The sequence below is a fragment of the Streptomyces sp. NBC_00370 genome (assembly GCF_036084755.1).
Taxonomy (GTDB): domain Bacteria; phylum Actinomycetota; class Actinomycetes; order Streptomycetales; family Streptomycetaceae; genus Streptomyces.
In genome coordinates, this window is the sequence record NZ_CP107968.1 from 4,735,632 (window position 1) to 4,760,973 (window position 25,342).

Here is a 25,342-nt window from a genome sequence, read left to right on the forward strand (position 1 = left end):
CCCCGGTCAGGCGACCTGCGCGAGAAGGTCGCCCCAGGCGTTTCCGAAGTAGTGCAGGTCGAACCGGGCCAGGGCCTCGTACGCGGCCTTGGCTTCGGTTCGGCGCGCCGTAGCGTGTTCCCGGACCTGCGTCGATAGACGGTCGAGGTCTGGCGCCGGCTGGCCGGTCAGGGCCGCGAGATCGCCGAGGCCCGCGACCGGCCGGATCAGGCAGGGCAGCCCGAGCAGCAGTGCCTCGGCTGCGCAGCGGCTCCAGCCCTCCCGCATCCGGGGCAGGAAGACGCCGACGTCGCATGCCCGCAGCAGCCGCAGGTATCGCTCGCGCTCCACGTCGTAGTGCGTACCGCCGAAGCCGATGGTGTTGCTGCCGCTGGTGATCACTTGAAGCCCGGGTGCGCCGGCCAAGACCTCCGCGACCTCCGCGGTGCCCTTCCAGTGGACGGCCTTGCCCGCGTACACGCCGATCGTGTCCGCGGCCAGGTCGAATTCGGCGCGGCACTCGGCCCGGTCAAGGGCGCGTGCCCGCTCGATCTCGGTCATGTCGAAGGCGTTGTAGATCACCCGTACGTTGTGGACACCGCGGGACCGGAGGAAGTCAGCCCAGTACGGGGATACGCACACCACGGCCGCACACTGCGGCAGCACCCGGAACAGCCGTTCCCAGAGCATGGCCTCCACAGGAGTGGAGTCGTGCTGTAACGGCTCGTAGTGGTGCAGGAGGAACACCGTGCGGGCCCGCATCTCCGGTGTGAAGAGCAGCAGGCTGAGGTCGTCCCACACGAAGGTGCCGGTGGCGGCGGAACTCAGCGCCCGGACGGTCGGGGCCAGTCGGGCGAGGTGGCGGATCTTCCGCCAGCGGCGGACGCGGTAGGTGCGCTTGTGGTCCGGAACCGTGCGCCACTCAACATCGCCGGCGGTCGCCTCGTGAAGCATCCGGAGGTAGACCCGGCCGCCGGTCCGACCAACCGGCTCCATCGAGTACACGATCCGTCTCACGGGCGTATCTCCTGTTGGTGGTGGATGTACTCGGCGTTGAGCAGCGTGTGCGCGGCTTCCAGGTGAGGGCTGAGGCGGCGTGCGGCGGCGGCCAGGGGGAGGTGGAAGTCTGTGAGGTTCCGTACGAACTTCCGCCGGCGTTCATGGTTCGGCGAGGCGGCCAGGTCGCGCAGGTTGTGGATACGGTCGGCCAGCCGTATCAGGAGCTCCTCCGCGGGGAGGGCCGCTGTCTTCACGCGCCATCGGTTCTCGTCGCCCGGAACCTTGGGCCGGCGTTCGAGCCGATGGTCGGGCGTCATCGCGCGTAGGCGTTCAGCGAAGGGTGCCCCCAGCTGGTGGGTGACGAGAGCCTCTGAGCCCGGATCGACCTCCAGGGCGTCGTGCAAAAGGCCGAGGAGGAGGGTTTCGGGCTGTGTGACGCCGAGCTCGGACCGCAGAACCGTGACGACGGCGAGCGGATGCTGGACGTACGGGGTGCCCTGATCCCGGGTATGCCCGGCGTAGATCGCGAGGGCCAGACCGGCAGCCACACGGGCGCGGGAACGGTCCCCGACGGCCCATGTGCTGGTAGCGAGTGTGGTCAGGATGTGAGGCAGATTGGCAACGGCCATTTCCGTCACCCCTCTCGTAAGGATGGCTGGGGTAGAGCCCGGGGGTCGGGGACTTGGTCGGCGATCAGGAGGGTGTCTCCGACGGCGAGGGCGTCGAGCCCGAGGCCGGCTGCCGCCTGTACGGCCTGCTCGGCGGATCGCAGGATCGGCGTGCCTTTGAGGTTGAAGGAGGTGTTCAACAGCAGCGGCAGGCCGGTGTGCTCGTGGAACCGCTGGAGGAGTTCGTGCAGGCCTTGGTGGTCTGTGGCCACGGATTGGACGCGCGCGGTGCCGTCGTGGTGGGTGACCGCGGCTATGCGGTCGGCTCGGCACCGGCGGACGTGGGCGACGCGGTTCATGAAGGGGTCGCCCGTCGACATGAACCACTTCGTGGCGTGCTCGGCGAGGACGGCCGGGGCGAACGGGCGGTACGTAGCTCGTTGCTTGATCGCGTTGAGTCGATCCCGCGTGGCGGCGTGGCCCGGGTGGGCGAGGATCGAGCGGTGCCCGAGGGCCCTGGGCCCGAATTCGAGCGGTCCCTGTACCCAGCCGACGATGCGGTGCTGAGCGAGCAGCGCTGCCGCCGCCGGTGCCAGGTCCGCCCCCAGGCCGGTCAGAGCGCGGTACCCGGATGGCATCGCACCCGCTTTCAGAGTGCCCGGGTTAGGGCCCCAGGCCGCGTCGGTCGGCACCTGGAGACATTCCTGCCCGAGCTGGTAGTGCCAGGCGTACAAGGCGGCGCCCACAGCGGTGCCCGCGTCGTGTGGTGCCGGCGCCACGAAGAGGGTGTCGAAACCGCTGTCGTCGGCCAGTCGGCCGTTGAGATGGGAGTTCAGGGCGCACCCACCCGAGAACACCAGCGCCGAGGCTCTTGTGAGCCGTTGCAGATGGCGTGCGATGTGGATGACCGACTCGGAGAAGACATCCTGGACTGCGGCGGCCAGGTCGGCCCGTTCCGCGTCGGTTTGCTCCACGACGTTGTCAGCGGTCCAGACGCGGCCACGGAGCAGCAGCGGTGTGCTGCTGTCCGCCGAGCCCCAGGGGTGGCCGATCCGGACCTCGCCGTCATCGCCGAGCCGTACGAGTTCGCGGATCTGCGGCCGGTAGCGATGGGGGTCGCCGAACGCGGCGAGCGCCATCATGCTGCCCTCGGGTTCGTCGCCCGGTGGGATCACTCTGCGGGCCAGGTTTCGGTAGAAGTGCCCGAGGGAGGAGTGAACGCGCCGAGGGCCGACAGGGCCGGGAACCACGGTCGGCATGCTCTGGTGGATGCGGTCGATGCGATCCAGTCGCAGGTCGTAGCCGGTGATGCGTTCCCGCCCCGGACCGAAGTCGGAGCCGAGGGAGGAGCCGCCGGCGTCAATGACGAGACCCGCCGCGTGGTCGTGTCCGGAGAGCAGGTACCCAGAGAGCACATGGGCGGTGTGGTGGGAGAGGAGGCGGAGCTGGTCACCGAGCGGGGTAGGTAAGAGAGCGGCGAGTTCGTCCCGCTCCTCGGTGAGCCACCAGCCGGCTGCGGGGTTGGGGCGCATGGAGGCGGCCCAGACGGCGTCGACGTCTTGCGGTTCGATGCCGGCGGCCTCCAGACACCACTGAAGGGCACGGACCGGTGCGGCGAGCGTGCCCTTGCGGGTGGGGTGGTTGTGCTTGACGCCGCTCCAGCGTTCCTCTTCTGCCGCGTAGAGGCGGTCGTCGACGATCAAGGCGGCGGCGGTGTCGTGGTGGAAGTTCAGCCCGAGGACTGCGGGCATGGTCGTGTACCTCCGATCTGGAGTCATGCGGTCGGAATGCGGGCGGGCAGGAGAGCGGCGCCCGAGTCGGTGTACTCGTGGCAGCGAAGGCAGAACCGGAAGTGATGGCCTCGGGGAGCGAACACTTTGGCCGCGAAGTCCTCGTCCCAGATGCTGAATTCGCTGTCGACCTTCGCCATGGCGTTGAAGCAGCGGTAGCAGGAGCCGTCCATCTCGATCATCAGGTGCTGGTCGAGGTAGCGATCGCAGATGCCGCGCAGCTCGTTCGACGGCTGGCCGACGTCGACGTGGTGCACGTGGTTGGTGACGTGGATCGCGCCGTACGTGTCGCACAGCCTCGTGAGCTCCACGAGACGGGAGGAACTGATGCCTTCCAGCACGCTGTTGACGACCACGGTCTTGCCGGCTTCGCGGAGACGGGGCACGACGGCGTGCACTTCGGCGTAGTTCTCGTGTTCGTCGTCGCAGCCGATGAGGACCTGGTCGTACGAGCGGAGCGTGGCCTCCATGATCCGCTGGTTGCGGGCCAGCGTGATGGCGTTCGTGCCCAGAACCATGACCTTGTCCGGCAGGTGTGTCCGGGCGGCTTCGCTGAGAGCGGGGAAGTCCCGGTGCACGGTGGGTTCGCCGCCGTTGATGTGCAACTGCTGGAAAGGGATGGTCTCCAGCCGGGTCAGGATGGTGGAGAACAGCTCTGGGGCCATGTTCTCGCCCTGGGCGCCGTCGGCGAATATGCAGAAGTCGCAGGACCGGTTGCACTTCGTCGTGATCTTGATCTTCGTCGTTTTCAGGGCGCGGGGCTGGGACGCACGCGCGGGCATGGCGAGGCTCCTTGTGTCAGGGGTGGATGGCACCGGGCGGGAGGCTGAGGAAGTCCTGCACCGTGGACCTCTGCCGGTGCCAGAGCGCGAGGGTGGTGCGCAGAGTGTCGACAGTCGTCGGTCCGGTGGGGATCAGCCCGGCCATTCGGGCGGCCAGGCGTTGGGCGGGAGTGGCCCCTTCCTCCGCGAGCGCGTTCAGGGTCTGCGCGGCGGAACGGAGTTCCTTTGCCTCCCGCCGGATCAGGTACTCGGTCGCGACACCGGGCGGCGGAGCTAGGTAGTACAGCCAGCGGGCGACACGTACGCGGAGCATTCCGGCGGTCATTGCCCAGTCGGTGGCAGCGGACTCCTTGCCCCTGTCGGGAGGGTGGCTTGCCTGCGGAATGCGGCGCATGGCCGCTTCCAGGGAGACGTGTGCCGCGCGGAGCAGGTGGCGCGGGCTGCGGAGTCGCCCGTCGGGTCCGCCTTCGGCGTGCCGGAGAAACAGCTCGGCGTACGCGTCCAGCCCGTCCGGACGCCACTGGGTGAGCGCGGCGGTCTTGCCGGGGCAGCGCGTCCGTGTCGCGAGTGCGGCGGCGGCGAACCAGCAGGGTGCGAGGTAGTGCCAGGCCACGCAGTGACGCCGGTACGCGGTGATGTCCTCGACCACGTTGTCCGTACTGTCCGCCGCGAGCTGGTACCGGCCTCCGAGCCTCGACTGGAGAATTGCCCGGTAGAAGCGTTCGTCGATCTCGCACCAGGGGGCCATCTGGGCCCGGGACCTCCAGCGTTGCAAGTTCCGGGCGCTACCGCTGATCAACGACCAGGTCGCCAGCTCAGGTGCGGAGACGAGCCGTCCGTCCGCTTCGGGGACGGTGAATGCGAACCCGGGAGGATGCTCCAGAAGCCGCCCGTGGGAGACCTCCCGGCGGACCGCGGACTTATGCGCGGCGGCCAGACGGTGATTCCACTCCTCCCAGTTCGCGGGGGCTTCGGGAAGGAGGACACGTACGTCGATGTCGGAGTGGGGAGCCAGCAGATCGGCCGGCTGCCACTTGTGCGTGAGCATCACGGCCCCGACCCCGTGGGCGTCCAGCTCGTGTTCGTACAGCGTTCCGAGACCCGGGTAGAGCGGCGGCGCTTCGGCCGCGACCATCACTGCTCTCCGGTGGAGGCTCGGGTGCACGAGGGCTGGGCCGCGTCCGAGGGGAGGACGGGGAGCAGGGGCAGCAGGACCGGGGTGCCCTCGGGACGCTCCATCCGGTCCCAGCGAAGGTCGTAGTCGACGTAATGGAAGCCCTGCCAGGCGTCGTTCGTGTTGCGGTCGAGCATGGCCTGGAAGAGGTGGGCGAAGGCGTCGCCGAGGGTGCTGTCGGCGAGGTGGGGCTTCAGGGGGATGTCACGGTTGTGGAGGATGCAGGGGCGGGCCATACCAGTGGGCGTGATCTTGATGCGATTGGCGTCGGAGCAGGTGGCACAGCTGGAGTTGGAGATGAAGCCGATCGAGCCCGCCCAGCCGTCGGGACGGAGATACTGCCCGGGGCTACGGACCCCGAGCTGTTCACGAGAGACCTCCCCCGCACCCGCGAACCATTCATGGAGACGATTGCGGACGTCCGCCTCGTTGATGAACTCGGTGTCGAACAGCGCCTGTGCGGGGCCGATGTTCTGGAGTTCGATCAGACGGACGGCGACAGGTAGGTCGCGGGCCAGCTCGGCCACGGCGAAGGCGTCGTCCAGGTAAGTGCGTTGGAGGACGCAGTTGATCTTCACCCGCATTCCGAGGGAGAGGGCCTCGTCGAGGGTGCGCATAGTCGTGCGCGGGTCGCCGCCGCCCATGATCGTGGCGGATCGCGTCGGGTCGAGGCTGTGGAGGCTGAGGTTGAGGTACGTCAGTCCGGCGCGGTGCAGCTTCTTCACGCTAAGCCCGCGGCGCAGGTTGCCGTGGCTCGTCATGCCGATCGCGGCGTCGGGCCCGAGGCCGTCGGCGAGGCCCTCGATCACGTCGAGGATGTCCGCCCGCAGGGTCGGTTCGCCGCCGGAGCAGTGCGCCTTCCGAATCTTCCAGACTCCGGCCTCGGCGGCGATGGCAGCGTAGTCGGCGGTGGTCAGGGGGCGGTCTTTGTGCCCGTAGTCCGGCATGCAGCGGGGCTTGCAGAACACGCAGTCCAGGTTGCACAACGAGTTCAGAGTGAAGGCCAGATAGGGGTGGTTGCGGCCGGTAGCCGCGAAGGCTGCGGTCAGGTCACGGTGGCGGGTGGTGGGCATGGGTCAGCCTCCTGCGAGGGGGGAATGGGCGTCGGGTACTTCGGCCAGGCCGTTGAGCGGCTGGCCAGCAAGGAATCGGCGCAGGTTCTCGGCGAAGAACGCGACCGCCTCGTCCATGTACGTGTGGCAGAGCGTCGAACTCTTCGGCGTGAGCACGACCCGGGGGTGGAGCCGCAGCGGATGGCGAGCGGGCAGGGGCCTCGGGTCGGATACGTCCAGCGCGGCGCCCCGCAGGTGGCCGGTATTGAGGGCGGCTAGGAGGGCCGACTGGTCGACGGTTGTCGCACGGCCGAGGTTGAGGAAGACGGCTCCCGGCTTACAGGCCGCGAAGAGGCCGTGGTCGAAGAGATGGTTTGTGGCCCGGGTGGCCGGCAGCAGGTCGACCACCACGTCGCCGACGGCAACGGCCTGGTGCACCGCCGAGGCGTGCATCCAGGTGATCCCGTCCCCCGCTGCCACAGGTGGCGTCCGACGTACTCCGATCACGTCCATACCGAAGGCGCGCGCGGTGCGAGCGAGGTGGCCTCCGATGCTGCCGCAGCCGACGATGGTCATCGTCGACCCGGCCAGGTCGAAGAACTCCTCGGCGAGGTCGTCCTTCCACCAGGTCCGGTTCCGCTGAACGCGCTGGCTCGTGAACAACCCGCGAGAGAAGCCCAGGATCAGCCCCATGGCGTGCTCGGCCATGGGACGGCCGTGGAACCCGTACGAGCGGGTCAGGGCCACCCCGGCGGAGTGCGCCTCGGCAGCGGGCAGATGGTCGGTGCCGGCGGCCGGGGATGCGATCCAGTTCAGATGCGGTGCGCCGACCAGCCAGGAGGGTTCGAACCGCCAGCCGAAGTAGACGCTGGCTTCCGCCAGCCGGTACGGCACGTCCTCCTCGGCGGCCGTACAGAACTCCACACTCGGGAAGGAAGCACGTAGGGAACGCTTGTGCTCGGCGGACAACCGCCAGAACGAGTGGGGGGATTCCAGGTTGATGAGCACCACCGGCCGGGTCACTGGCTCCTGCTTTCCCCGGTGGGCGACGGAGCCAGAGCCCAGGGGGCGATGCGGCCGATGGCGGAGCCGATGTTGGCCTCGTAGTCGTGGCGTGAACGCACCAGAGCCGCACCGGCGTTCCGGAGCCGCTCGCGTTCTCGAGGCAGGGCGGTCAGGGCTCGGTGCAGGGCGGACGCCAGAGACGGGGAGTCCCTGGGTGCGGCGGTGAATCCGGTCTCGCCTTCGATGACGGTCTGGGCCAGTCCGCCGGCGCTGGTGGCGACGACCGCCCCCGCCCCCGCTGCGAACGCCTCCAGAGGTATCCGTCCGAAGGGCTCCTCGCGTGAGGGAACGACGACCGCGTGCAGCGCGGGGCTGTGCAGCCAGGAGCGGATGGAGGGGGTGAAGCGGGTGATCAGCGTCGCGGACAAGTCGTAGGCGCGGATACCTGCCGCCAGGTCCCTCTGGTACGAGGTCAGGTGCTCGTGATCACCTGACGTGACGGCCGCCAGGAGCAGATGCGGAAGGCGGACCCCTCGTTCCTTCAGAACGTGCAGCGCCTCCAGGAGGTCTTCGAACCCCTTGCTGGGCACCGCGCGCCCCATCGCAAGCAGAAAGCCGGCTCGGGCCTTGAAGGGCAGGGGCCGAACATGCGTCGGCCTGGCCATCTCCTCTCGGATCAGCCCGTTCGGGATGTTCACAATGTCCGCTCGCGGGATGGCACAGTTCGTGACGAGGTGGTTTCGCATGTGGGTGGAGATGGCCCCGATCCGACCGCCCTGGGCGGTCGCCGCCCGCAGGGCCTCACGTTCCCAGTGGATTCGGGACAGGTCGCCAGGCCGCGTCAGGGCCGCTGCGGAGCGGGGGACGAGCAGCAGGTCTGTGGTCGGTGACGTGTAAGCCGCGAGGCCGAGGAAGGGAACGTCGAGGCCGACGAGCAGGCAGTGGCTCGTGCGATCGGCGACGCGTGCGGCAGCCCTCCCCGCCAGGGCGCACAGGTGCGTGGAGCCGCGGACCGAATCCGGGGGCATCTGGACCTCGGGAATCGTGATCACCTCGGCCTCCGCCTCGTCCAGCATCAGCTGGACCTCGCGGCGCCACCGCCGATCGTGCGCGACCGCTGTTTCAGAGACGGGTGGGGAGATCACGGAGAGGCGGCCCGTCGGCAGGAGGCGAGCGAGCGCCGTGAGGAAGGCACGGTTACTGAAGCCGGTGCCCGACTCAGCGCCGTAAAGGCCCTCGTGAAGGGCGACGACTACGCGAGGATGACGAACGGCCGTCGGTGCTTCAGCGGACGGGGACGGTGGGGTCGCATGGTCGATGCGCACTGTGTGGTGTCTCCTTCGAAGACAGGACCTTGCAGGCGCGGGCATCAGAGCGTTCTCGCAGGCGAAGAGCTGGACGCGCGCGTCAGCCGGCACCAGGCGCGGGTGCCGTCGGTTCCGGTCGTCAAGGACCAGGCGTCGGCCAGTGCCTCGACGAGGACCAGGCCCCGCCCCGATTCGGCCTGCTCCTCGGGCGCCGGGTGACAGGTAGGCGCGGGTCGAGGGCAGCCACCGTCGGTCACGGTGATCTCGACCTCCAGGCCACCGACGACCGGGCTCCTGCGGTCCACGCACAGGACCAGGGGCGGGTTCCCCGAGGCGAACGCATTCGTTGCGAGTTCCGACCCGATCAGTCGGGCGTCGTCGAGCAGGTCCGCCTCGGTGCCGAGGAGCGCCACAGCGACGGCTTCCCGAGCGACCGCAGCCGCCTTCGGCCCGTACGGCAGGTCCGTGATCAGCGTGGTCGTACCGCCGCCATCGGCGTACCCGTGTGAGGGCGCGGAGATCGGTCGCCCGGTGTCGCGCTCCAGCACACTGCCCGGACGGTCTCGGGAGGTGCTCGTGTGGTCTCTCAAAGCCCACCTCTTTCTCCGCCGACGTCGAAGGCGGCGCCTTCCGCCGTGACTCAAGAACACCGGAGGAGGCCGGTCGTGCAGCACCCGATCAGTCGGTCAACTCGGTCAACTTCCTTGATAGGCAGAAGATTCGGCAGCTGCCTGCCCCACCATGGGGAGCACGAAGTGGTCGACGAACCCCTGGGACGCGAGGTGGTCGCACGTGGCACAGCAGGCGGGGGGACCGAACGCCGTGCTGTCGGGCTGCCTCGACGAACTCGGATGGAGCCCCAAGGCGCTTGCTCGCAAGCTCAACAGGGTGTTCGGAGCGGGCACTGTCGCCGAGTCGGCGCCGTACCACTGGAGGGACGGCGGTTCCCTTCCGCGTTCGCCGTTACCGATGATGGCTGCCTACGTGCTTTCCCAGGAGTTGGGCAGAGCCATCTCGGTGGCCGAACTGTGGCAAGGCCGCGCGGGCGACTCCTCGGCTCTCGTCCCTGCGGACACGGATCTCGCACGGCCCTGGACCGTGCAGGGCATGGAGGCGATCGTGGAGGACTGGGTGATGGGAGGGCTCGTCGACCGGCGCCGATTCCTCGCGATTTCAGGCGCGGGACTCCTCGCGATCGTCGCCCAGTACCTTGACGGAACGGCAGGGCGAGGCCAGTACGCGCCCCGGATAGCTCCGTCGAACGGCGCCGATCCACTTGTCGACCAGGTTGAGCAGCACCTGCCCATGCTCCAGTTGCTTGACGACGAGCACGGAGGAGCGCGCCACCTCCCTTACGTAGGTGCTCAGTTCCGTGCGGTGGGGCTACTCATTCACGATGGTGGGCACTCGCCCGTCGTGACGAGCAGGCTTATTCGCGCGCTTGCGGAGATCGGCCAGCTGGCCGGCTGGATGGCCTTCGACGCCGCCGATCACGGCCTGGCGCAGCGCTACTTCGCCACGGCGCTGAGAGCCGCGCATCAGGCCAACGACCTGCCCCTGTGCGCCCACATTCTGGGCGACCTCTCCTTCCAAGCAGCGAGCCGAGGACACCCAGCGGACGCAATCGCCCTCGGCGAGGCCGCCCACCGCGCCAGCGAAGCTGCTCCGCCCGCAGCCCGGGCATCCGTCCTTTCCCGGCTCGCCTACGCGTATGCCGCTGCCGGCCGTGACAACGACTTCGCACACACCCGCGGCTCTGCCCGAGAACTGATCGCAAGTCGGGACGGCAGCCAGGAGGAGCCCCGGTGGATGTACTTCCTGACCGACAACCACCTGGACTGCCAGGCCGGCTACGGCTTCATCCAGATGGGGCGCGCGCGGCAGAAGGCGGACGGCGGCACGAAGGCCCGACGATTCCTCGCGCAGGGGACCGAGATGCTCCGGTCAGGGGCATACGACGTTCCACGTGGCGATCCCAGCCAACGTAGGGCCATGTTCGAGGGTGCCTGGCTGGCCTTGGGGCACAGCGCTCACGGAGACCTGGAGGCAGCCTGCGAGATCGGACAGATCGCGGCTGATCGCCTTGGCGTCGTGCGTTCACCGAGGAGCGCCGCCCTACTGCACCAGCTTGCCGCGGACCTCCGCCGCCGCCAGCGCAACCCGCATGTCCGCAGCTTCCTGCCGGTCCTCGAAGACGCCCTCGCCCGACATGCTCCATCCTCGCCACCCGGCCGTTAATGTCGAGACATGAACGCAGGGGAGCGCGTTGTCGTTGTCGGGGCTGGGGTGGCAGGACTGACCTCCGCCGTCGTTCTCGCCGAGGCCGGGGCCTTGGTGCGAGTGATCGCCGAGCAGGTGCCGGGTGCGACCTCGCTGGCCGCCGGAGCGATGTGGGGCCCGTACCTGGTGGAGCCGAAGGACAAGGTCGACCGGTGGGGACAGCGGTCCCTGGAGGTATTCCGGGAGCTGGCCGAGGACCAGGCCACAGGTGTCCGGCTCACCAGCGGCATCGAGGCATCGCGTACGGCCGAGTCTCCACCGGACTGGGCTACGACCCTGCCGGGATTTCGGCCGTGCGAGCCGACCGAACTTCCGACCGGGTTCACCGCCGGGTACCGGTTCACAGTGCCGCTGATCGACATGCCCGCGTATCTCGACTACCTCCTGCGCCGGCTGCATGCGGCCGGCGCAACGGTCGAGCAGCGACGTTTGACTTCGCTCGCGGAAGTCGGCCCAGTCTCTGTGATCGTCAATTGCGCGGGCCTGGGAGCCCGCGACCTGGTCCTGGATCAAGAACTGCGGCCGATTCGCGGCCAGCACGTAGTCGTCACCAACCCGGGGCTCACCGAGTTCTTTTCCGAGGACACCGGCACTTCACCGGATCTGTTGTGCTTCTACCCGCATGGAGAGACCGTCGTCCTGGGCGGCACAGCTATCGACAGCGAAGGCGGCCTCGCCCCTGACGACAAGGCGGCGGCTGGCATTCTCGCTCGATGCGCCAAGGTCGAACCCCGCCTCGCCCGCGCCCGTGTCCTGGAGTACCGGATCGGCGCTCGGCCGACCCGTTCTCCGGTCCGCGTGGAGGCGGAGCGGAGGGAGGGCGGTGCGCTGGTCGTGCACAACTACGGTCACGGCGGTGCCGGTGTCACCCTGTCGTGGGGGTGCGCCGAGGAGGTTCGGGATTGCTTGCTCTGAACTGACTCTGGGTCTAAGGCCGCCAGACGGAGAGCAGCAGACCACTCAGCTCACGGAGGCGTCCGTCCAGCAGGCGCTCGGTGCGGTGGTTGGTGTGGCGGGTGCGCTCGACAGAGTCGAGCTGTATCTCAAGGTTGGCCGCAAGGTGGCCCCCTCCACGGCGACTTCGTTCACGGAGTGCCACCGCGCTTATAGCCGACCCACAGCCGACCGCCGACCTGCTCCAGCACCTCGTCCACGACTTCCACGAGCGGCTCAATCCGCCTCGCCAGTACGTCACGAAGGCCGTCGTGAAGGCGCATGCTGAGTCCCGGCGCCGTTGTCTCAAGACGGCGCGCCAGCCACTTCCCGCCTCCGTTCCAAGATCCGTCGGCGGTCAGCGCCAACTCGCCGGTGCGTCGCACCAATTCGGTGGCAATGAACAGCCGTTCGCTCCGATCTTCGCTCCCCGCAAGGTCGTCGAGAAGGTCAGTGATCGCATAGCGGCGATCATCGATCTCTTCGGCCGACACCGTAGGCGGTCCCGCCGCGGCCAGCTTCCGGGCCTCAGCGGCGACGTAGGCGCCGACCCCGTCGTGGTCGAAGAGCAGGATCCCGTCGGCGCACATCCAGAGCAGCGGTGATCTGCGCTTTCGTACTTCCCGTTCGACGAATGCGTGCCACGTTGCCTCGGTGTGCACGAACATCTCCACGGGCCACTCACCGTGCTGGATGCTTGCCCGGTACGGGGCTGGGGGTCCATGGAGAAGCACCACGATGTCGAGGTCCGACATCGCCGTGCGACGGTCCGCCACGACGCTGCCTCCTAGGAAGGCGGCCCGGGCGTCAGGGTGGTGCTCCTTGATGACGGCATGTGCGGCGTCGATCGCATCCATGCAGCAACTGTTCAGCACTCTGTCTGTCGTGCGCACCGGGTTTCTATGGGGATACGGCAGAGCTGTCCCCAGGGGCAGACTGCTGCTCCATCTGGCATGTCTCCAGGTCAGCGGGACCGTGCCTGCGGGCAAAAGGTGTTCGCCTTGGCCTCCCTCTGCGCTGACATTGACGCGGGATGGGGTTCACGGCTCCTACGCGGCCCCTCCGGCGACGTATGAGCGTCGCCTGTGGCCTAGTTCGCCGGGGGCAGACAGGAAAGAGTCTCGAAAGACCGGTCAGCGAGTGCAGAGGGACGTCAACGTAGACGACCTGCCAGACCTCCAGGTCAGAGCATTGCTCGGCGAGCCTACGACTTCCCTGACCGCAGCTTCTCCACTTGTCTATCTAGCGGAGGCATGACGCCGACAGTGGGCTCGGGCGCCCATCGCCCGAGGGGGCCGGCGCCATAAACCGGCAGGCTCCCGTCCGGACGCTGCCGCTCCGCGTTGCCGACGGCAAGTACACCCGAACCCGGCCCTTGGAGGCACTCCTGAATCCGCACCACCCGTTCGATCCGTCTTCTATGGCTGGCGCGCTTCCCGCGTATTGGGTCAGCCCTCGGCACTTGGCCGGCGATGACGGTCGTCTCTGCGATGTCGTCGCGGACAGTCTCGCCGGTTTGGGCTGGGCGATTCTGACAGCCGTGCGAGGACGGCGAGACTTCGACGCGCAGGGAGATCACCAGGTGGTGCGCAGCACCGTCCTGCACATCAGTCCCGACGCCCTTCGGTGGGCACAGTGGGTGCTGGCAGACGAGCCGTTCCACCTCGGTGGTCTGCCGATCGCGTGGCAGGTCTCTGCCCGCTCGGACACCACCAGTTCGCTCGCGGACTGGTCCGCCTATTTCACCCCAGGCGTACCGGGAGAGGCCATCACCGAGTTTCTCCTGGCGCTCGACCGATGCAACCCGCCCACCACCTTGTACGACGGCCCCGAACTGGTCCTCGCCGCAGCTGCCGGGCACGGTTGGCTCCGCGACGCCGACCAACCCCACGCGGCGGCGATGCACCCCACCTTCACCGCCCGCCTCAGCCTCAGCGAGGTGCCGCCCCTCATCCAGGATGCCGACCCCAGCGTCCTGACCGCCCACGGCCACCGACTAACTGATCGTTTCAGAATGAGATCGGTTTGGTGGCTTGGTAGTTGGGTGTTGTGTCGGCAGGATTTGGTGGGTATCTGCTGATCTTGTGCCTGATGACCTGTGGGAACGCGTAGCCCCACTGCTGCAGTTCGACCGCCTCGGCGGCGTCAGCATCCGGGGCGGTTGTCGGCTGATGACGGTGCTGCTCTGCGGGGCATCGTGTACGTGTTGCGCAAGGGTGTGAGCTGGCGGGATGTTCCCGCAGGGCTGGTGGGCTGCAGCGAGGTGACTGCCTGGCGGCGTCTGCGGGACTGGACCGAGGCCGGAGTGTGGCCCCGCCTGCACGAGGTTTCCTGGCGGAACTGCGTAAAGAGGGCCTGCTGGAGATGGGCGACGCCGCGATCGACGGCTCGCACATCAGGGCTCTCAAAGGGGGGCTCACACCGGACCTCCGCCAGTCGACCGAGCCCGCCCCGGCAGCAAGCACCACCTGATCGTCGACCGGCACGGAACCCGGCTCGCCGTTTCCCTGACCAGCGGAAACCGTCACGACATCACCCAGCTCATGCCTCTGCCGGGTGACATACCCCGCGTCCGTGGCCTGCGCGGCCGGCCATGCCACCGGCCCCGTCGGCTGTTCGCCGACCGTGGGTACGACTACGACAAGTACCGGCGTCTTGTCTTCGCCCGTGGGATCATCCCCAAGTTCGACCGTCGAGGAACCCCGCACCGGCTCGGGGCTGGGTAAAACACGGTGGGTCGTCGAGCGGACATTCGCCTGGCTCCACCAGTTCAAACGACTGCGCATCCGCTACGAGATTCGAGCCGACCTCCACCTCGGACTCCTCCCACTCGCCTGCAGCGTCATCTGCTTGAGGCGGCTTGGGATCTCATTCTGAAACGATCAGTAAGGCAGTATCCGCAACCGCTCGCCCAGTGGAATGGGCCGACACCCGCGAGGAATAGGTCACTTGCCCAGACAGATGGTGGCAGAGTGACGACATATCGAAACTCTCGTGAGCAGGGTGACTTGGGAGGTTCGCCTCGTGCAACCGGAGTTGCGTTGCCTCCGGGACGGGTAATCCGCGCCACCCTGCACCACTACGACCCGCAGGCTTACGTGATCATCAGGGCTACAGAACGCCCGTGGACGTCAGCGGTCGACGATCACGCTCTTGAGGAAAGTCGAATCACACTTCGAACACTTCAGGCGGTTGGTGCTGGTTGGATGCAGTGTCTGGGTGCCGCAAACCGGACACTTGTGACCCTTGGGCATCTTGCACTCCTGAGATCAGATGCGTGCGCTTCACGCGATAACCGCGAGAGTACGCTCGCACTGCGCCAAGAACTGCGTTTCGGCCTAATCATTACAGGTCTGCTGAAATCCGTGAGTTAGCAGCATTTCCGCAGGTCGGTGGCCTCATTCTGGCTTAGCCGTCAGGCGTTCCTGTCAGGGCATCAGCTCCGGGTGGGGCCGCGAAACACGTGTTGACCTGCGCGTACGGCTGCTGGGTCAGATGCAGCAATAGTCGGCACGGCTCAACCATGCCGGACTTTGCAACGGCCCTGAGTCGCCGAGTCGCGGGCCTGTGTGGGGACCGCCTCGGCCGTCCGGGACTAGCTTGGCCGCCGATCCCGGACGTGTTGGGCGTCTCCCATCGTGGCGCGGACGGGCGAAGGCGGGGTGGGACAAGACTATGCGGAGTATGTGTCAGTTCGAGCTTAGAGACCCGCACGGGTCGGGCCTCCTGCCACGCTACGGGCCGGTACACCTCGGAAGTTCCAACAGGTTGGAACTTTAGGCTCGTCCAGGCAGCGCCGCTATATGAACACGCTGGGCAAGCCCAGCAGGACAGGAGTGAATGCGATGCGAGGTAGAGAGCTTCCTGCGACTGAGGCAAGCGGGCGGGAAGATGCTCAGCGGTATATGCAGGAGTGCTACCTGGTCGAAGGTACGGACAGGCGCAACGAGCCAGCTGTGCCTGTGCGGGCGAGCGCACCAGGCAACCGGGATGTCTTCCACAGTGATGATTGCTGCGGGTCGGCGACAGGGGAGGGCCGACAGCCGGACAAGGCGAGCTGGATGTTGTTTGGCGACGCTCAATCGGCCGGGTACGGACCTTGTGCCCGCTGCGAGTCATCCGCCTAACGGCCGGTCCCGACCAAGTGGAGTGGAAGTGCCCTTCGCGTGGCTCCCCAGTTCGTAAGCCAAGCCGGGGCGCTGCTGTCATCTCGCCATTGTGGTCAGTGAACAGGAAGGGCACTCGCAGTCACGGCATCACAGACTGGAGACCCCCTCAGGTGTTGAGAATGCGCCGGAGAGCGTCCTCACGAAGGCGTTGAACCGGGTCGTCGGCATCCCCGTCGAAGCGTGTGGCTTCCCTGTTCAGGAGGTCTGCGGCAGTGTCCGTGCGAGAGGGGCCTATTGGAAGCCGGGGCCTACCGTCCCTGCTGCCGTGAGAACTCGCCAGGGGTTCGGGCATTGGCCGCAGGTGCCCAGATGTCTGCCGATCGGAACGGTATGGCTGCCGACCACCGTCGTCACTTGTCGTAGATGGTCCACTACTTTCCGGCGGGGATGGCAGCGGGCAGGGTGTGTAGACCGGTCTAGCGCTTGCCGGTGCCGATGAGCTGCCTGGCCAGCCACGTGAGATCGGTGTCCGCCAGCTTGGCCCATTCCTCAGGATCGACGTCGGCGGGCACATGGGCGGTGTCCACGTCCCACCACGTCGTTCCCTGTATGCCGTCGGCGGTGCGACCGGTCACGCCCGTAAAGATGTGATTGGCCAGCCCGGTAGGCGAGTAGGAGGCTCCGTCCGCGTCCCAGACCAGTGGCTTGGCGGTGTTGTTAACCCAGGTGGCGGTCGCTCGACGGGTGTCTTCGGCCACCCAGGAGTGGATGTCGTTGCGTATGGCGTCCGTCACGCCATGGCGCGGCCTCATCAGTAGCCTGGTTCCGTCGGGCAGCAGGCCCGCGTCGAAGAGCACGTGGACGGCGTTGCGCGAGCGTGAGCGTTCCTGCAGTTTCTTGGCCGCCGCCTCGCCTTCGACCCGAGCCGGTGCGAGCGTGAACTCCTCCACCTCCGGAGTCGGGTAGACCTTGGTGAAGCCGGCGACGAGGTGACCTTCCACCTTCCACAGGCCCACCTGGATGAGGTCGATGTCGAGGCTCATCTCCGACAGCCAGACCACGGAATGGGTGACCTGCTTGGGGAAGTCGGCGGCGATGATCACTTGGCGGGGGCGCTGGAGCAGCTCCGGGCTCCATTCCCCGTCCACGTGATCGAGTAGGCGCTGCGGGCACGCGTCGATATCGAGGTCCTGGCCCCTGCGCGACAGGAAGTCGCGGTGCGCCTGGGCCAGGGTGCCGAGGTCGAACCGGGACACCAGAGCGGCATACGTGATCGCCTGGAGGTGCACGTCCCGGTCGGCCGTTCCGCGCTTCAGCTCGACCACGACGAGGCGTCCGGTCACGTCCAGCCCCAATACGTCCAGCCTGTCGCGCGCCGGCACCCCGTCCGTGTCGGCCCACCGGTCGTACTCCGCGGTTACCACGAGCACGGACTCCCCGAGCACCTGCGGATGGGCGATCACCCACTCCTGAAGGTGCTGCCGCTCAAGAAGGCTTTCTGCGGCTAGCCCAGTGCGCGATATGGGCGTGGCCGTCTGGCCGGCGACGGTAAAGAGATGATCCACGGCGCCCCCTGGTACGCGCCCGGCAGCGGTGTGCCGGACCTCCAGACCCTACGCGGGTGGGCCTACCTCTTGAAGGTTCTTTCGCCAGACCACGGACATGCCCTCTCGTCGCCTTCTGGGAGCCGGATCCTGAGATTGGCTCCCAAACGGCTCCCAAAACGCCCCCGGAAACCACTCAGGGGCCCGACCCGCTAAGCGGATCAGGCCCCTGACCTGGTGTTAAAGCTGTCGGGGTGGCGGGATTTGAACCCACGACCTCTTCGTCCCGAACGAAGCGCGCTGCCAAGCTGCGCTACACCCCGATGTCGCCCGTGTCGCGGCGACATCGATTACTTTAGCCCACCGTCGGCCGGAGGCGAAATCCGATTCGGTTGGGTCAGGGGCGGGCTGTCAGGGTCAGGAGGGTGGCTTCCGGGGGGCAGGCGAAGCGGAGGGGGGTGTAGCGGTTGGTGCCGCAGCCTGCCGAGACGTGGAGGTGGGCGGTGTGGCCTGCGGTGGTGTGGGTGGAGAGGCCCTTCACGCGGGCCGTGTCCAGGTCGCAGTTGGTGACCAGGGCGCCGTAGAAGGGGACGCAGAGCTGGCCGCCGTGGGTGTGGCCGGCCAGGATCAAGGGGTAGCCGTCCGCCGTGAACGCGTCCAGGGCGCGTAGGTACGGGGCGTGCACGACGGCGATCGACAGGTCCGCCGCCTCGTCCGGGCCGCCGGCGACGTGCTCGTACCTGTCCCGTTTGATGTGCGGGTCGTCCAGGCCCGTGAAGGCGATCTCGTGGCCGTCGATTTTCAGCCGGCCGCGGGTGTTGGTCAGGCCCACCCAGCCAGCCGCGTCGAACGCGTCGCGCATCGGCTCCCACGGGTTGTGGATCGCGTGGACCGCCGGGGGGTTGCCGTTCAGGCCGTGGCTGCCCTGGGCCTTCTCGAAGAGGTAGCGGGCGGGGTTGCGGAGCTTCGGGCCGTAGTAGTCGTTCGAGCCGAAGACGTAGACGCCCGGCAGCTCCAGCAGCGGCCCCAGCGCGTCCAGGACCTCCGGGACGCCGTCCGGGTCCGAGAGGTTGTCGCCCGTGTTCACGACGAAGTCCGGGCGCAGCCCCGCCAGCGACTGGAGCCAGCGCCGTTTCTTGCCCTGGCCGCTCACCATGTGGATGTCGGAGACCTGCAGCACCCGGATGTCGTGCATGCCGCGCGGCAGTACGGGTACGGTCACCCGCCGCAGCCGGAACGAGCGGACTTCGAATCCGGCGGCGTAGGCGATACCCGCCGCGCCGACCGCCGCGATGGACAGAGGTACTCCGTAGCGTGCGCGCATGCGCCCATCGTCGCAGACGCCGCAGGGCTCGGAAATCCGGGCGGGCCGGTAATCGCACCTGCCACACTTGGCCGTATGACCAGCCTCAAGTCCAAGCTGCACGACGACCTCACCGACTCCATCAGGGCGCGTGACGAGCTGCGCTCCGCCACGCTCCGGCTGACCCTGTCCGCCATCACGAAGGAGGAGGTCTCGGGCAAGACAGCCCGTGAGCTCTCCGACGAAGAGGTGCGGAAGGTGATCGCCAGGGAGGCCAAGAAGCGACGCGAGGCCGCCGACGCCTTCGCGCAGGGCGGTCGGCCCGAGCAGGCCGAGAAGGAGCGGGCCGAGGGCGTCATCCTCGACGCGTACCTGCCGCAGCAGCTCTCCGACGAGGAGCTGGGCGCCATCGTCGCGCAGGCCGTCGACGAGGCGCGGGCGGCCGGGGCCGAGGGGCCGCGGGCCATGGGCGCCGTCATGAAGATCGTCAGCCCGAAGGTCGCAGGGCGGGCCGAGGGCGGCCGCGTCGCCGGCGCCGTCAAGCGTCTTCTCGCCGGCTGAGGTCTCGCTGCTGTTTTCTCCTCCCCGGCTCGCTCCCGGCGGCCTCCTTCTCGTCTGCTGCCGGCCTGGTGCCGGCTGCCGGCCTGGTGCCTGAAGGCCCGGCATGACAGAGGGGCGGGCGCCTCTTCCGGCGCCCGCCCCTCCGCTCACGTCACATCAGCCGCTACGGCCCGTTCCCGCCGTTCCCCTGGTTTCCGCCGTCCTGGGGGCCGCCGTTGCCGCCCGTCGTGAAGCCCGGGAACCCCGGGTTCCCGTTGTCGCCCGGCTTTCCGTCGCCGCCCTGGTCGGCCCCCTGGTCGCCACCTTGGTCGCCGCCCTGGTTCGCGCCCTGGTCGTTCCCCTGGTCGCCGCCCTGGTTCCCGCCGTCGTCGCCCGGCTTACCGTGGCCCTTGTCGGGGTCGTTCTCCTTCGGCGGGTCCGGGATGTTGATCTCGTTGAAGTTCAGCGCCGGCACGCCCTGCAGAGCGCCGCTCATCGCGTCGCGCCAGATCGGGCCCGGGGTGTCACCACCGAAGACCTTCTCGTGGTACTGCCCGCCGATGGTGATGTTCTCCATCCGCTTCTTGTGCATCGGGTCGCCGACCCACACCGCGGCCGCCATGTTCGGCGTGTAGCCCACGAACCAGGCCGCGTAACGGAAGTCCGTCGTACCGGTCTTGCCCGCGCTCGGGCGGTCGCTGAGGCCCGCCTCCGTACCCGTACCGTCCTCGACCACACCCTTCAGCAGGGCGCTGACCGTGTCGGCGGTCTTCTCGGACATCGCCCGATCGCACTTCGACTTCGGCACGGCCATCGGCTTCTTGTCCGGGCCGGTGATCGACTCGATGGCGATCGGGGTGCAGTACGTGCCCCGGCTGGCGAAGGTGGCGTACGCGCCGGCCATCGTCAGCGGCGAGACCTCCTGCGAGCCCAGGGTGATCGACGGGACCTGCTGGATCGGGTTGCCGTCGGCCCGTACGACGCCCATCTTCTTCGACAGGTCCGTCACCGGGCAGACGCCGATCTGGCTGATCAGCTGGACGTAGTAGGTGTTGACCGACTTCGCGGTCGCCTCCTTCATGCCCATCGGGCCCTTCTCGGACTCGTTCTCGTTCTCGACCGGGACGTCCTTGTCCGTCCACGGGCCGTTGCAGGTCTGCACCGGCGTCGGGTACGTCATCTTGTACGGCGCAGGGAACGTCTGCGTCGCCGGAATGCCCCGCTCCAGCGCCGCGGCCGCGACGATCGGCTTGAACGTCGACCCCGGCTGGTAACCGGCGCCGCCGCCCATGTCCTTGTCGACGGACAGGTTGATCTGGGTCTCGTTCTTCTTGAAGCCGTACGGCCTCGACTGCCCCATCGCGAGGATCTTGCCGGTGCCGGGCTGCACGATCGACAGCGCCGTCGCGACCGGGTCGGTCTTGTAGACGTGGTCCTTGATCGACGCCTGCGCCGAGTCCTGCGCCTGCGGGTCCAGCGTCGTACGGACCGTCAGACCGCCCTGGTCCCAGATCGCGGCCCGTTCCTTCGGTGTCTTGCCGAAGACCGGGTCGTTCAGGAACACCTGGCGTACGTAGTCACAGAAGAAGCCGGCGCCCTTGACCGCGGTGATGCAGCCGTTCTTCGGCTCGGTCACATGGAGCTTGATCGGCTTGGCGATGGCCTTGTCCGCCTCGCCCTGCGAGATGTCGCCGACGGCCGCCATCCGCGCCAGCACCGTGTTACGGCGCTTGGTGGCCTCCTGCACGTCGTTGACCGGGTCGTAGCGGCTCGGCGACTGGACGATGCCGGCGAGCAGCGCCGACTCCTCCAGCGTCAGGTCCTTGGCCGACTTGGAGAAGTACCGCTGGGCGGCCGCCTCGACGCCGTAGGCCTGCTCGCCGAAGAAGGTGATGTTCAGGTAGTTCTCGAGGATCTTCTTCTTGCCCAGCTCTTCCTCGACCTGGATCGCGTACTTGAGCTCCTGGACCTTGCGGCCGAGGGTCTGCTGGGTTGCCTGCGCGACCTTCGTCGGGTCGTTGCCCGCCTCTTCGACGAAGACGTTCTTCACGTACTGCTGGGTGAGGGTCGAAGCGCCCTCGGAGACCCCGCCCTCCTGCGCGTTGCGGTTCAGCGCGCGCAGTACGCCCTTGAGGTCGACCGCGCCGTGCTCGTAGAAGCGCGAGTCCTCGATGGCGACGAGCGCCTTCTGCATGTACGGCGAGATGGCCTTCAGCGGCACCACGGTGCGGTCGCGTGAGTAGACCGTCGCGATCTTGCCGCCCTTGGCGTCCAGGATCGTGGTGCGCTGACTCAGCGGCGGCGTCTTGAGGTTGGCGGGGATCTCGTCGAACCCGTCGACGGTTCCCTTGGCGGCCAGCCCCAGCGCCCCGGCGGCAGGCAGGGCGATTCCGGCGAGCACCGCCCCTGCGAGCACGCTGACACCGAGGAACTTGGCGGCCTGCTGGGTCTTGGTCAGACCCCCGCCCGAGCGCTTCTTTGGCATGAGGGCAGCCTACGTTCTCATTCGCCGGACACGCGTCAAGGCTCTGGCCTAAGCTGTACCCAACTGTCACAGCAGTGCGGTTGTGCATCAAGACACCGGCATGAACTTCCCGTGAACCCGAATCGCGGAAAGCTCTGCCCGATTCCGCCCCATGCGTCCGCTGACGCCCGTTGTGACACAAGTGAACTGCCCGGCTATGTCTGGTTGGTCGGTTATGCCACAGGTCACTCCCCTGGGTGATCTGCCGCGCACCCATAGTCCGTTCGGGCCATGCAAGATTGGGCCCGAAGGGGGTGTTGCGCTGTGCCCCCCGGCCGTAACGTCCTCAACTGGCAGCGGTGAATATGCCGCTGCCGCCGTGGGGGAGCCTCGATTCGGGAGAGGACGGCGCCGGCATGGGCTGGGTAACCGACTGGAGTGCGCAGGCAGCTTGCCGCACTACCGATCCGGATGAACTGTTCGTTCAAGGTGCAGCGCAGAACAGAGCCAAGGCGGTGTGCACCGGGTGCCCGGTACGCACCGAATGCCTGGCCGATGCGCTGGACAATCGCGTCGAATTCGGCGTGTGGGGCGGAATGACCGAGCGGGAGCGCCGCGCTTTGCTGCGCAGGCGCCCCACCGTCACCTCGTGGCGACGGCTGCTTGAGACCGCGCGCACGGAGTACGAGCGCAGTGCGGGGATCCTGCCCGTGGGCTTGGAGGACGACGAGACGTACGCGACGTACGCAGCGGTCGGCTAGCGCCGCAGGCCGGCACAGCGGATCGGCTGACGTCGCAGGTCAGCCGTGCGCCGCAGGCCGGTCATGGGCGGGCATGGGACAGCCGCGCCGTCACAGGGTGACGGCGCGCGGTCCGATGCGCTCGCCTGCGTGCATCACCCTGCCCGCGCCGCGTCGACCGTGCGGAGCCGATGCGGGCAACGGCCGCGGGCAACGGTCGCGTGCCCGTACATGCCGCCGCATGCCCGTACGCCGATCCGTACGACGTCGCGCGGACGACCCGCACGTACCTCACGTACGTACGGCTCCTACGTCGGGTGCTGGTCCCTTCCGTACCGCCAACGGCTGACTTCTGCCCTGGTCAGGGGCTTCCGCTCAGGCCGTACGGCCCGGACGGCTCGTACGCCCCGCCGCCAGCCGGTCGCCGATCGTCCGCAGACCCGTGAGGTCATGGACATCGCCGGGCAGGGCGGCCACTTCGACCACGGCGACTTCCGGGTGAAGCGCCGTGAAGCGGTCGCGCGTGCGCTGTTCGCGTGCGAGAACCTGCATGCGCTCGGCATGCAGCCGCAGCAAACCGGCGGTCAGCTGTTCCACAGTTGTGACAGAAGGCGTGTCGGGATCGGGGGTCGGCGACGACGCGGATGTGCTTTTTTCGGTTGAATCGGACACGGTCTCGGGGGCTCCGGCGGCGGTCTCGGGAGAAGAACCGGCCAGAGGTGTGGCGGTGCCAGGGAGACCATTCCCGGCCTCCTGATCCACAATGCCGCCCTCTTCAAGATTTTCCGCAGCCGCCCGCGCCCGCTCGGCCGACAGCCGCGAAGCGCCGCTGCCGTGCACCCGGTTGAGGACGAGCCCGGCGAGCGGCATCCCCTCCGCAGCCAGCCGCTGTACGAAGTAGGCCGCCTCGCGCAGCGCGTCCCGCTCCGGGGCCGCGACCACCAGGAACGCCGTGCCCGGCGCCTGCAGCAGTCGGTACGTCGCGTCGGCGCGCGTCCGGAAGCCGCCGAACATCGTGTCCATCGCGGCGATGAACGTCTGCACGTCCTGGAGGAACTGGCCGCCGAGGAGTTTCCCGAGGGTGCCGGTCATCATCGACATCCCGACGTTCAGGAACTTCATTCCGGCCCGGCCGCCCATCTTCGCCGGAGCCATCAGCAGCTTGATGAACTTCCCGTCCAGGAACGAGCCGAGACGTTTCGGCGCGTCCAGGAAGTCCAGCGCGGAGCGCGACGGCGGGGTGTCGACGACGATCAGGTCCCACTCGTCGCGGGACCGCAGCTGCCCCAGCTTCTCCATCGCCATGTACTCCTGCGTGCCCGCGAAACCGGCCGACAGGGACTGGTAGAAGGGGTTCTCCAGGATGGAGCGGGCCCGCTCGCCGTCGGCGTGCGCCTCGACGATCTCGTCGAAGGTCCGCTTCATGTCGAGCATCATCGCGTGCAGTTCGCCGGGGCCCTCGACGCCCTTCACCTGCCGCGGGGTGTTGTCGAGGGAGTCGATGCCCATCGACTGCGCCAGCCTGCGGGCCGGGTCGATGGTCAGCACGACCACCTTGCGGCCCCGCTCGGCCGCCCGTACGCCGAGGGCCGCGGCCGTGGTGGTCTTGCCGACGCCGCCCGAGCCGCAGCACACGATGATGCGGGTGGCGGGGTCGTCGAGCAGCGCGTCGACTTCGAGCGGGGCAGCGGCGGAGTCGAGGTTCATGCGAAGACCTCCCCAAGTTTCCTTAGCTCCCCCGCCAGCCGGTAGAGACCCGCGAGATCCATGCCCTCGCCGATCAGGGGGAGTTCGTACGTGGGCAGCCCGAGCTTCGCCAGGACGGCCCGCTGCTCACGCTCCAGCTCGACGCGCTGCGCGTGCTCCGCCGCCTGTTCCAGCAGCGGACCCACCAGCTTCGTCGGCGCGGAGACCCCGGCGGCGGCGAGCGCCTTGGAGACCTCCTTGCGGCGGTCGCCGGCCGCGGCCTGCACCGCCGCCTCGTCCAGCAGACGCGGCCGCACCATGTTCACGATCACGTTCCCGACCGGCAGCTCGGCGGCGCGCAGCTCGCTGATGCCGTCGGCGGTCTCCTGGACCGGCATCTCCTCCAGCTGCGTCACCAGATGGACCGCCGTCTCGCTCGACCGCAGCACCCGCATCACGGCCTGCGCCTGCTTGTGTATGGGGCCGATCTTGGCCAGCCCCGCCACCTCGTAGTTCACGTTCAGGAAGCGGGTGATGCGGCCGGTGGGCGGCGCGTCCATCACGACGTAGTCGTACGCGTACCGGCCCTGCCGGTCCCTGCGCCGTACCGCCTCGCACGCCTTGCCGGTAAGCAGGACGTCCCTGACCCCGGGCGCGATCGTCGTCGCGAAGTCGATCGCGCCGAACTTCTTGAGGGCCCGGCCCGCGCTGCCGAGCTTGTAGAACATCTGGAGATAGTCGAGGAGGGCCCGCTCTGCGTCTATGGCCAGCGCGTACACCTCACCGCCGCCCGAGGCCACGGCGATTTTGCGCTCCTCGTACGGAAGGGCTTCCGTCTCGAAGAGCTGGGCGATGCCCTGTCTTCCCTCGACCTCGACGAGGAGAGTGCGTTTGCCCTCGGTCGCGAGGGCAAGCGCGAGGGCGGCGGCGACCGTCGTCTTACCGGTACCACCCTTGCCGCTGACGACCTGGAGCCTGCTCACGTATTCGAGCCTAACCAGTCAGGTCGTGGGCTACGCACGAGGCCGCCACACGGTTACGGCTACA

19 protein-coding genes, 1 tRNA gene and 2 pseudogenes are annotated in these 25,342 nt (G+C 68.1%); 6 read left to right on the top strand and 16 right to left on the bottom strand.

Going from position 1 to position 25,342, the window contains the following annotated elements; all coding sequences use genetic code 11:
• Positions 1–6: 6 nt before the first annotated feature.
• From OHS57_RS21135 to OHS57_RS21175, 9 genes are read right to left on the bottom strand one after another with little or no spacing between them, the layout of a single operon-like run.
• Complete coding sequence (locus OHS57_RS21135; protein WP_328583015.1) at positions 7–996, bottom strand: glycosyltransferase; 990 nt, start codon at positions 994–996, stop codon at positions 7–9.
• The gene (locus OHS57_RS21140) at positions 993–1,607 is read right to left on the bottom strand and encodes an HD domain-containing protein (protein ID WP_328585122.1); all 615 of its coding nucleotides are present in this window, start codon (positions 1,605–1,607) and stop codon (positions 993–995) included. Before OHS57_RS21140 ends, OHS57_RS21135 begins: the two co-directional genes overlap by 4 nt.
• Before the next feature lie 5 nt (positions 1,608–1,612).
• The gene (locus OHS57_RS21145; RefSeq protein WP_328583016.1) at positions 1,613–3,337 is read right to left on the bottom strand and encodes a carbamoyltransferase C-terminal domain-containing protein; all 1,725 of its coding nucleotides are present in this window, start codon (positions 3,335–3,337) and stop codon (positions 1,613–1,615) included.
• 23 nt (positions 3,338–3,360) lie between these two features.
• A complete protein-coding gene (locus OHS57_RS21150; RefSeq protein WP_328583017.1) occupies positions 3,361–4,158 on the bottom strand; it encodes a radical SAM protein in 798 nt (265 codons plus the stop codon).
• Between the two features lie 16 nt (positions 4,159–4,174).
• Complete coding sequence (locus tag OHS57_RS21155) at positions 4,175–5,293, bottom strand: hypothetical protein (protein WP_328583018.1); 1,119 nt, start codon at positions 5,291–5,293, stop codon at positions 4,175–4,177.
• Positions 5,293–6,405: a radical SAM protein gene (locus OHS57_RS21160; protein ID WP_328583019.1), complete on the bottom strand. Its 1,113-nt coding sequence runs from the start codon at positions 6,403–6,405 to the stop codon at positions 5,293–5,295. The genes OHS57_RS21155 and OHS57_RS21160 overlap by 1 nt, the downstream gene beginning before the upstream one ends.
• Positions 6,406–6,408: 3 nt before the next feature.
• The gene (locus OHS57_RS21165) at positions 6,409–7,407 is read right to left on the bottom strand and encodes a D-2-hydroxyacid dehydrogenase (RefSeq protein WP_328583020.1); all 999 of its coding nucleotides are present in this window, start codon (positions 7,405–7,407) and stop codon (positions 6,409–6,411) included.
• Positions 7,404–8,714 carry a glycosyltransferase family 4 protein gene (locus OHS57_RS21170; RefSeq protein ID WP_328583021.1) on the bottom strand — a complete coding sequence of 437 codons (1,311 nt, stop codon included), beginning with the start codon at positions 8,712–8,714 and terminating at the stop codon, positions 7,404–7,406. The genes OHS57_RS21165 and OHS57_RS21170 overlap by 4 nt, the downstream gene beginning before the upstream one ends.
• Positions 8,715–8,758: 44 nt before the next feature.
• Positions 8,759–9,286: an ATP-binding protein gene (locus OHS57_RS21175; RefSeq protein WP_328583022.1), complete on the bottom strand. Its 528-nt coding sequence runs from the start codon at positions 9,284–9,286 to the stop codon at positions 8,759–8,761.
• A 202-nt stretch (positions 9,287–9,488) separates the two neighbouring features.
• Between OHS57_RS21175 and OHS57_RS21180 the strand changes: the two genes are divergently transcribed.
• Positions 9,489–10,934 carry a carph-isopro domain-containing protein gene (locus tag OHS57_RS21180; RefSeq protein ID WP_328583023.1) on the top strand — a complete coding sequence of 482 codons (1,446 nt, stop codon included), beginning with the start codon at positions 9,489–9,491 and terminating at the stop codon, positions 10,932–10,934.
• A gap of 9 nt (positions 10,935–10,943) precedes the next feature.
• On the top strand, positions 10,944–11,891 hold the full coding sequence (locus OHS57_RS21185; RefSeq protein ID WP_328583024.1) for an FAD-dependent oxidoreductase: 948 nt from the start codon (positions 10,944–10,946) through the stop codon (positions 11,889–11,891).
• A gap of 170 nt (positions 11,892–12,061) precedes the next feature.
• Here the strand turns inward: OHS57_RS21185 and OHS57_RS21190 are convergent, their stop codons facing one another.
• The gene (locus OHS57_RS21190; protein ID WP_328583025.1) at positions 12,062–12,766 is read right to left on the bottom strand and encodes a nucleotidyltransferase domain-containing protein; all 705 of its coding nucleotides are present in this window, start codon (positions 12,764–12,766) and stop codon (positions 12,062–12,064) included.
• A 518-nt stretch (positions 12,767–13,284) separates the two neighbouring features.
• On the opposite strand from OHS57_RS21190, the pseudogene OHS57_RS21195 reads away from it, so the two are divergent.
• Both OHS57_RS21195 and OHS57_RS21200 read left to right on the top strand, forming a co-directional pair.
• Positions 13,285–13,893, top strand: a pseudogene (locus OHS57_RS21195) (DUF317 domain-containing protein); the annotation flags it as partial.
• A 76-nt stretch (positions 13,894–13,969) separates the two neighbouring features.
• A pseudogene (locus OHS57_RS21200) lies at positions 13,970–14,786 on the top strand (IS5 family transposase).
• Between the two features lie 1,708 nt (positions 14,787–16,494).
• Here the strand turns inward: OHS57_RS21200 and OHS57_RS21205 are convergent.
• The 3 genes from OHS57_RS21205 to OHS57_RS21215 all read right to left on the bottom strand — a co-directional run bounded on the left by OHS57_RS21205 (position 16,495) and on the right by OHS57_RS21215 (position 18,886).
• Positions 16,495–17,583 (bottom strand): DNA-binding protein, encoded by a 1,089-nt coding sequence (locus OHS57_RS21205; RefSeq protein WP_328583026.1) that lies wholly within the window; start codon positions 17,581–17,583, stop codon positions 16,495–16,497.
• Between the two features lie 228 nt (positions 17,584–17,811).
• Positions 17,812–17,885, bottom strand: a tRNA-Pro gene (locus tag OHS57_RS21210).
• Between the two features lie 74 nt (positions 17,886–17,959).
• Positions 17,960–18,886 (bottom strand): metallophosphoesterase, encoded by a 927-nt coding sequence (locus OHS57_RS21215; RefSeq protein ID WP_041986622.1) that lies wholly within the window; start codon positions 18,884–18,886, stop codon positions 17,960–17,962.
• 75 nt (positions 18,887–18,961) lie between these two features.
• Between OHS57_RS21215 and OHS57_RS21220 the strand changes: the two genes are divergently transcribed.
• Positions 18,962–19,426 (top strand): GatB/YqeY domain-containing protein, encoded by a 465-nt coding sequence (locus tag OHS57_RS21220; protein ID WP_041986620.1) that lies wholly within the window; start codon positions 18,962–18,964, stop codon positions 19,424–19,426.
• Positions 19,427–19,589: 163 nt separating this feature from the next.
• On the opposite strand, the gene OHS57_RS21225 is transcribed toward OHS57_RS21220, so the two are convergent.
• Complete coding sequence (locus tag OHS57_RS21225) at positions 19,590–21,890, bottom strand: transglycosylase domain-containing protein (protein WP_041986619.1); 2,301 nt, start codon at positions 21,888–21,890, stop codon at positions 19,590–19,592.
• Between the two features lie 395 nt (positions 21,891–22,285).
• Between OHS57_RS21225 and OHS57_RS21230 the strand changes: the two genes are divergently transcribed.
• The gene (locus OHS57_RS21230) at positions 22,286–22,630 is read left to right on the top strand and encodes a WhiB family transcriptional regulator (protein WP_052457047.1); all 345 of its coding nucleotides are present in this window, start codon (positions 22,286–22,288) and stop codon (positions 22,628–22,630) included.
• A gap of 354 nt (positions 22,631–22,984) precedes the next feature.
• On the opposite strand, the gene OHS57_RS21235 is transcribed toward OHS57_RS21230, so the two are convergent.
• On the bottom strand, positions 22,985–24,316 hold the full coding sequence (locus OHS57_RS21235) for an ArsA family ATPase (RefSeq protein WP_328583027.1): 1,332 nt from the start codon (positions 24,314–24,316) through the stop codon (positions 22,985–22,987).
• Positions 24,313–25,278, bottom strand: coding sequence for an ArsA-related P-loop ATPase (locus OHS57_RS21240; RefSeq protein WP_041986614.1), 966 nt, complete (start codon positions 25,276–25,278; stop codon positions 24,313–24,315). Before OHS57_RS21240 ends, OHS57_RS21235 begins: the two co-directional genes overlap by 4 nt.
• Between the last annotated feature and the right edge of the window lie 64 nt (positions 25,279–25,342).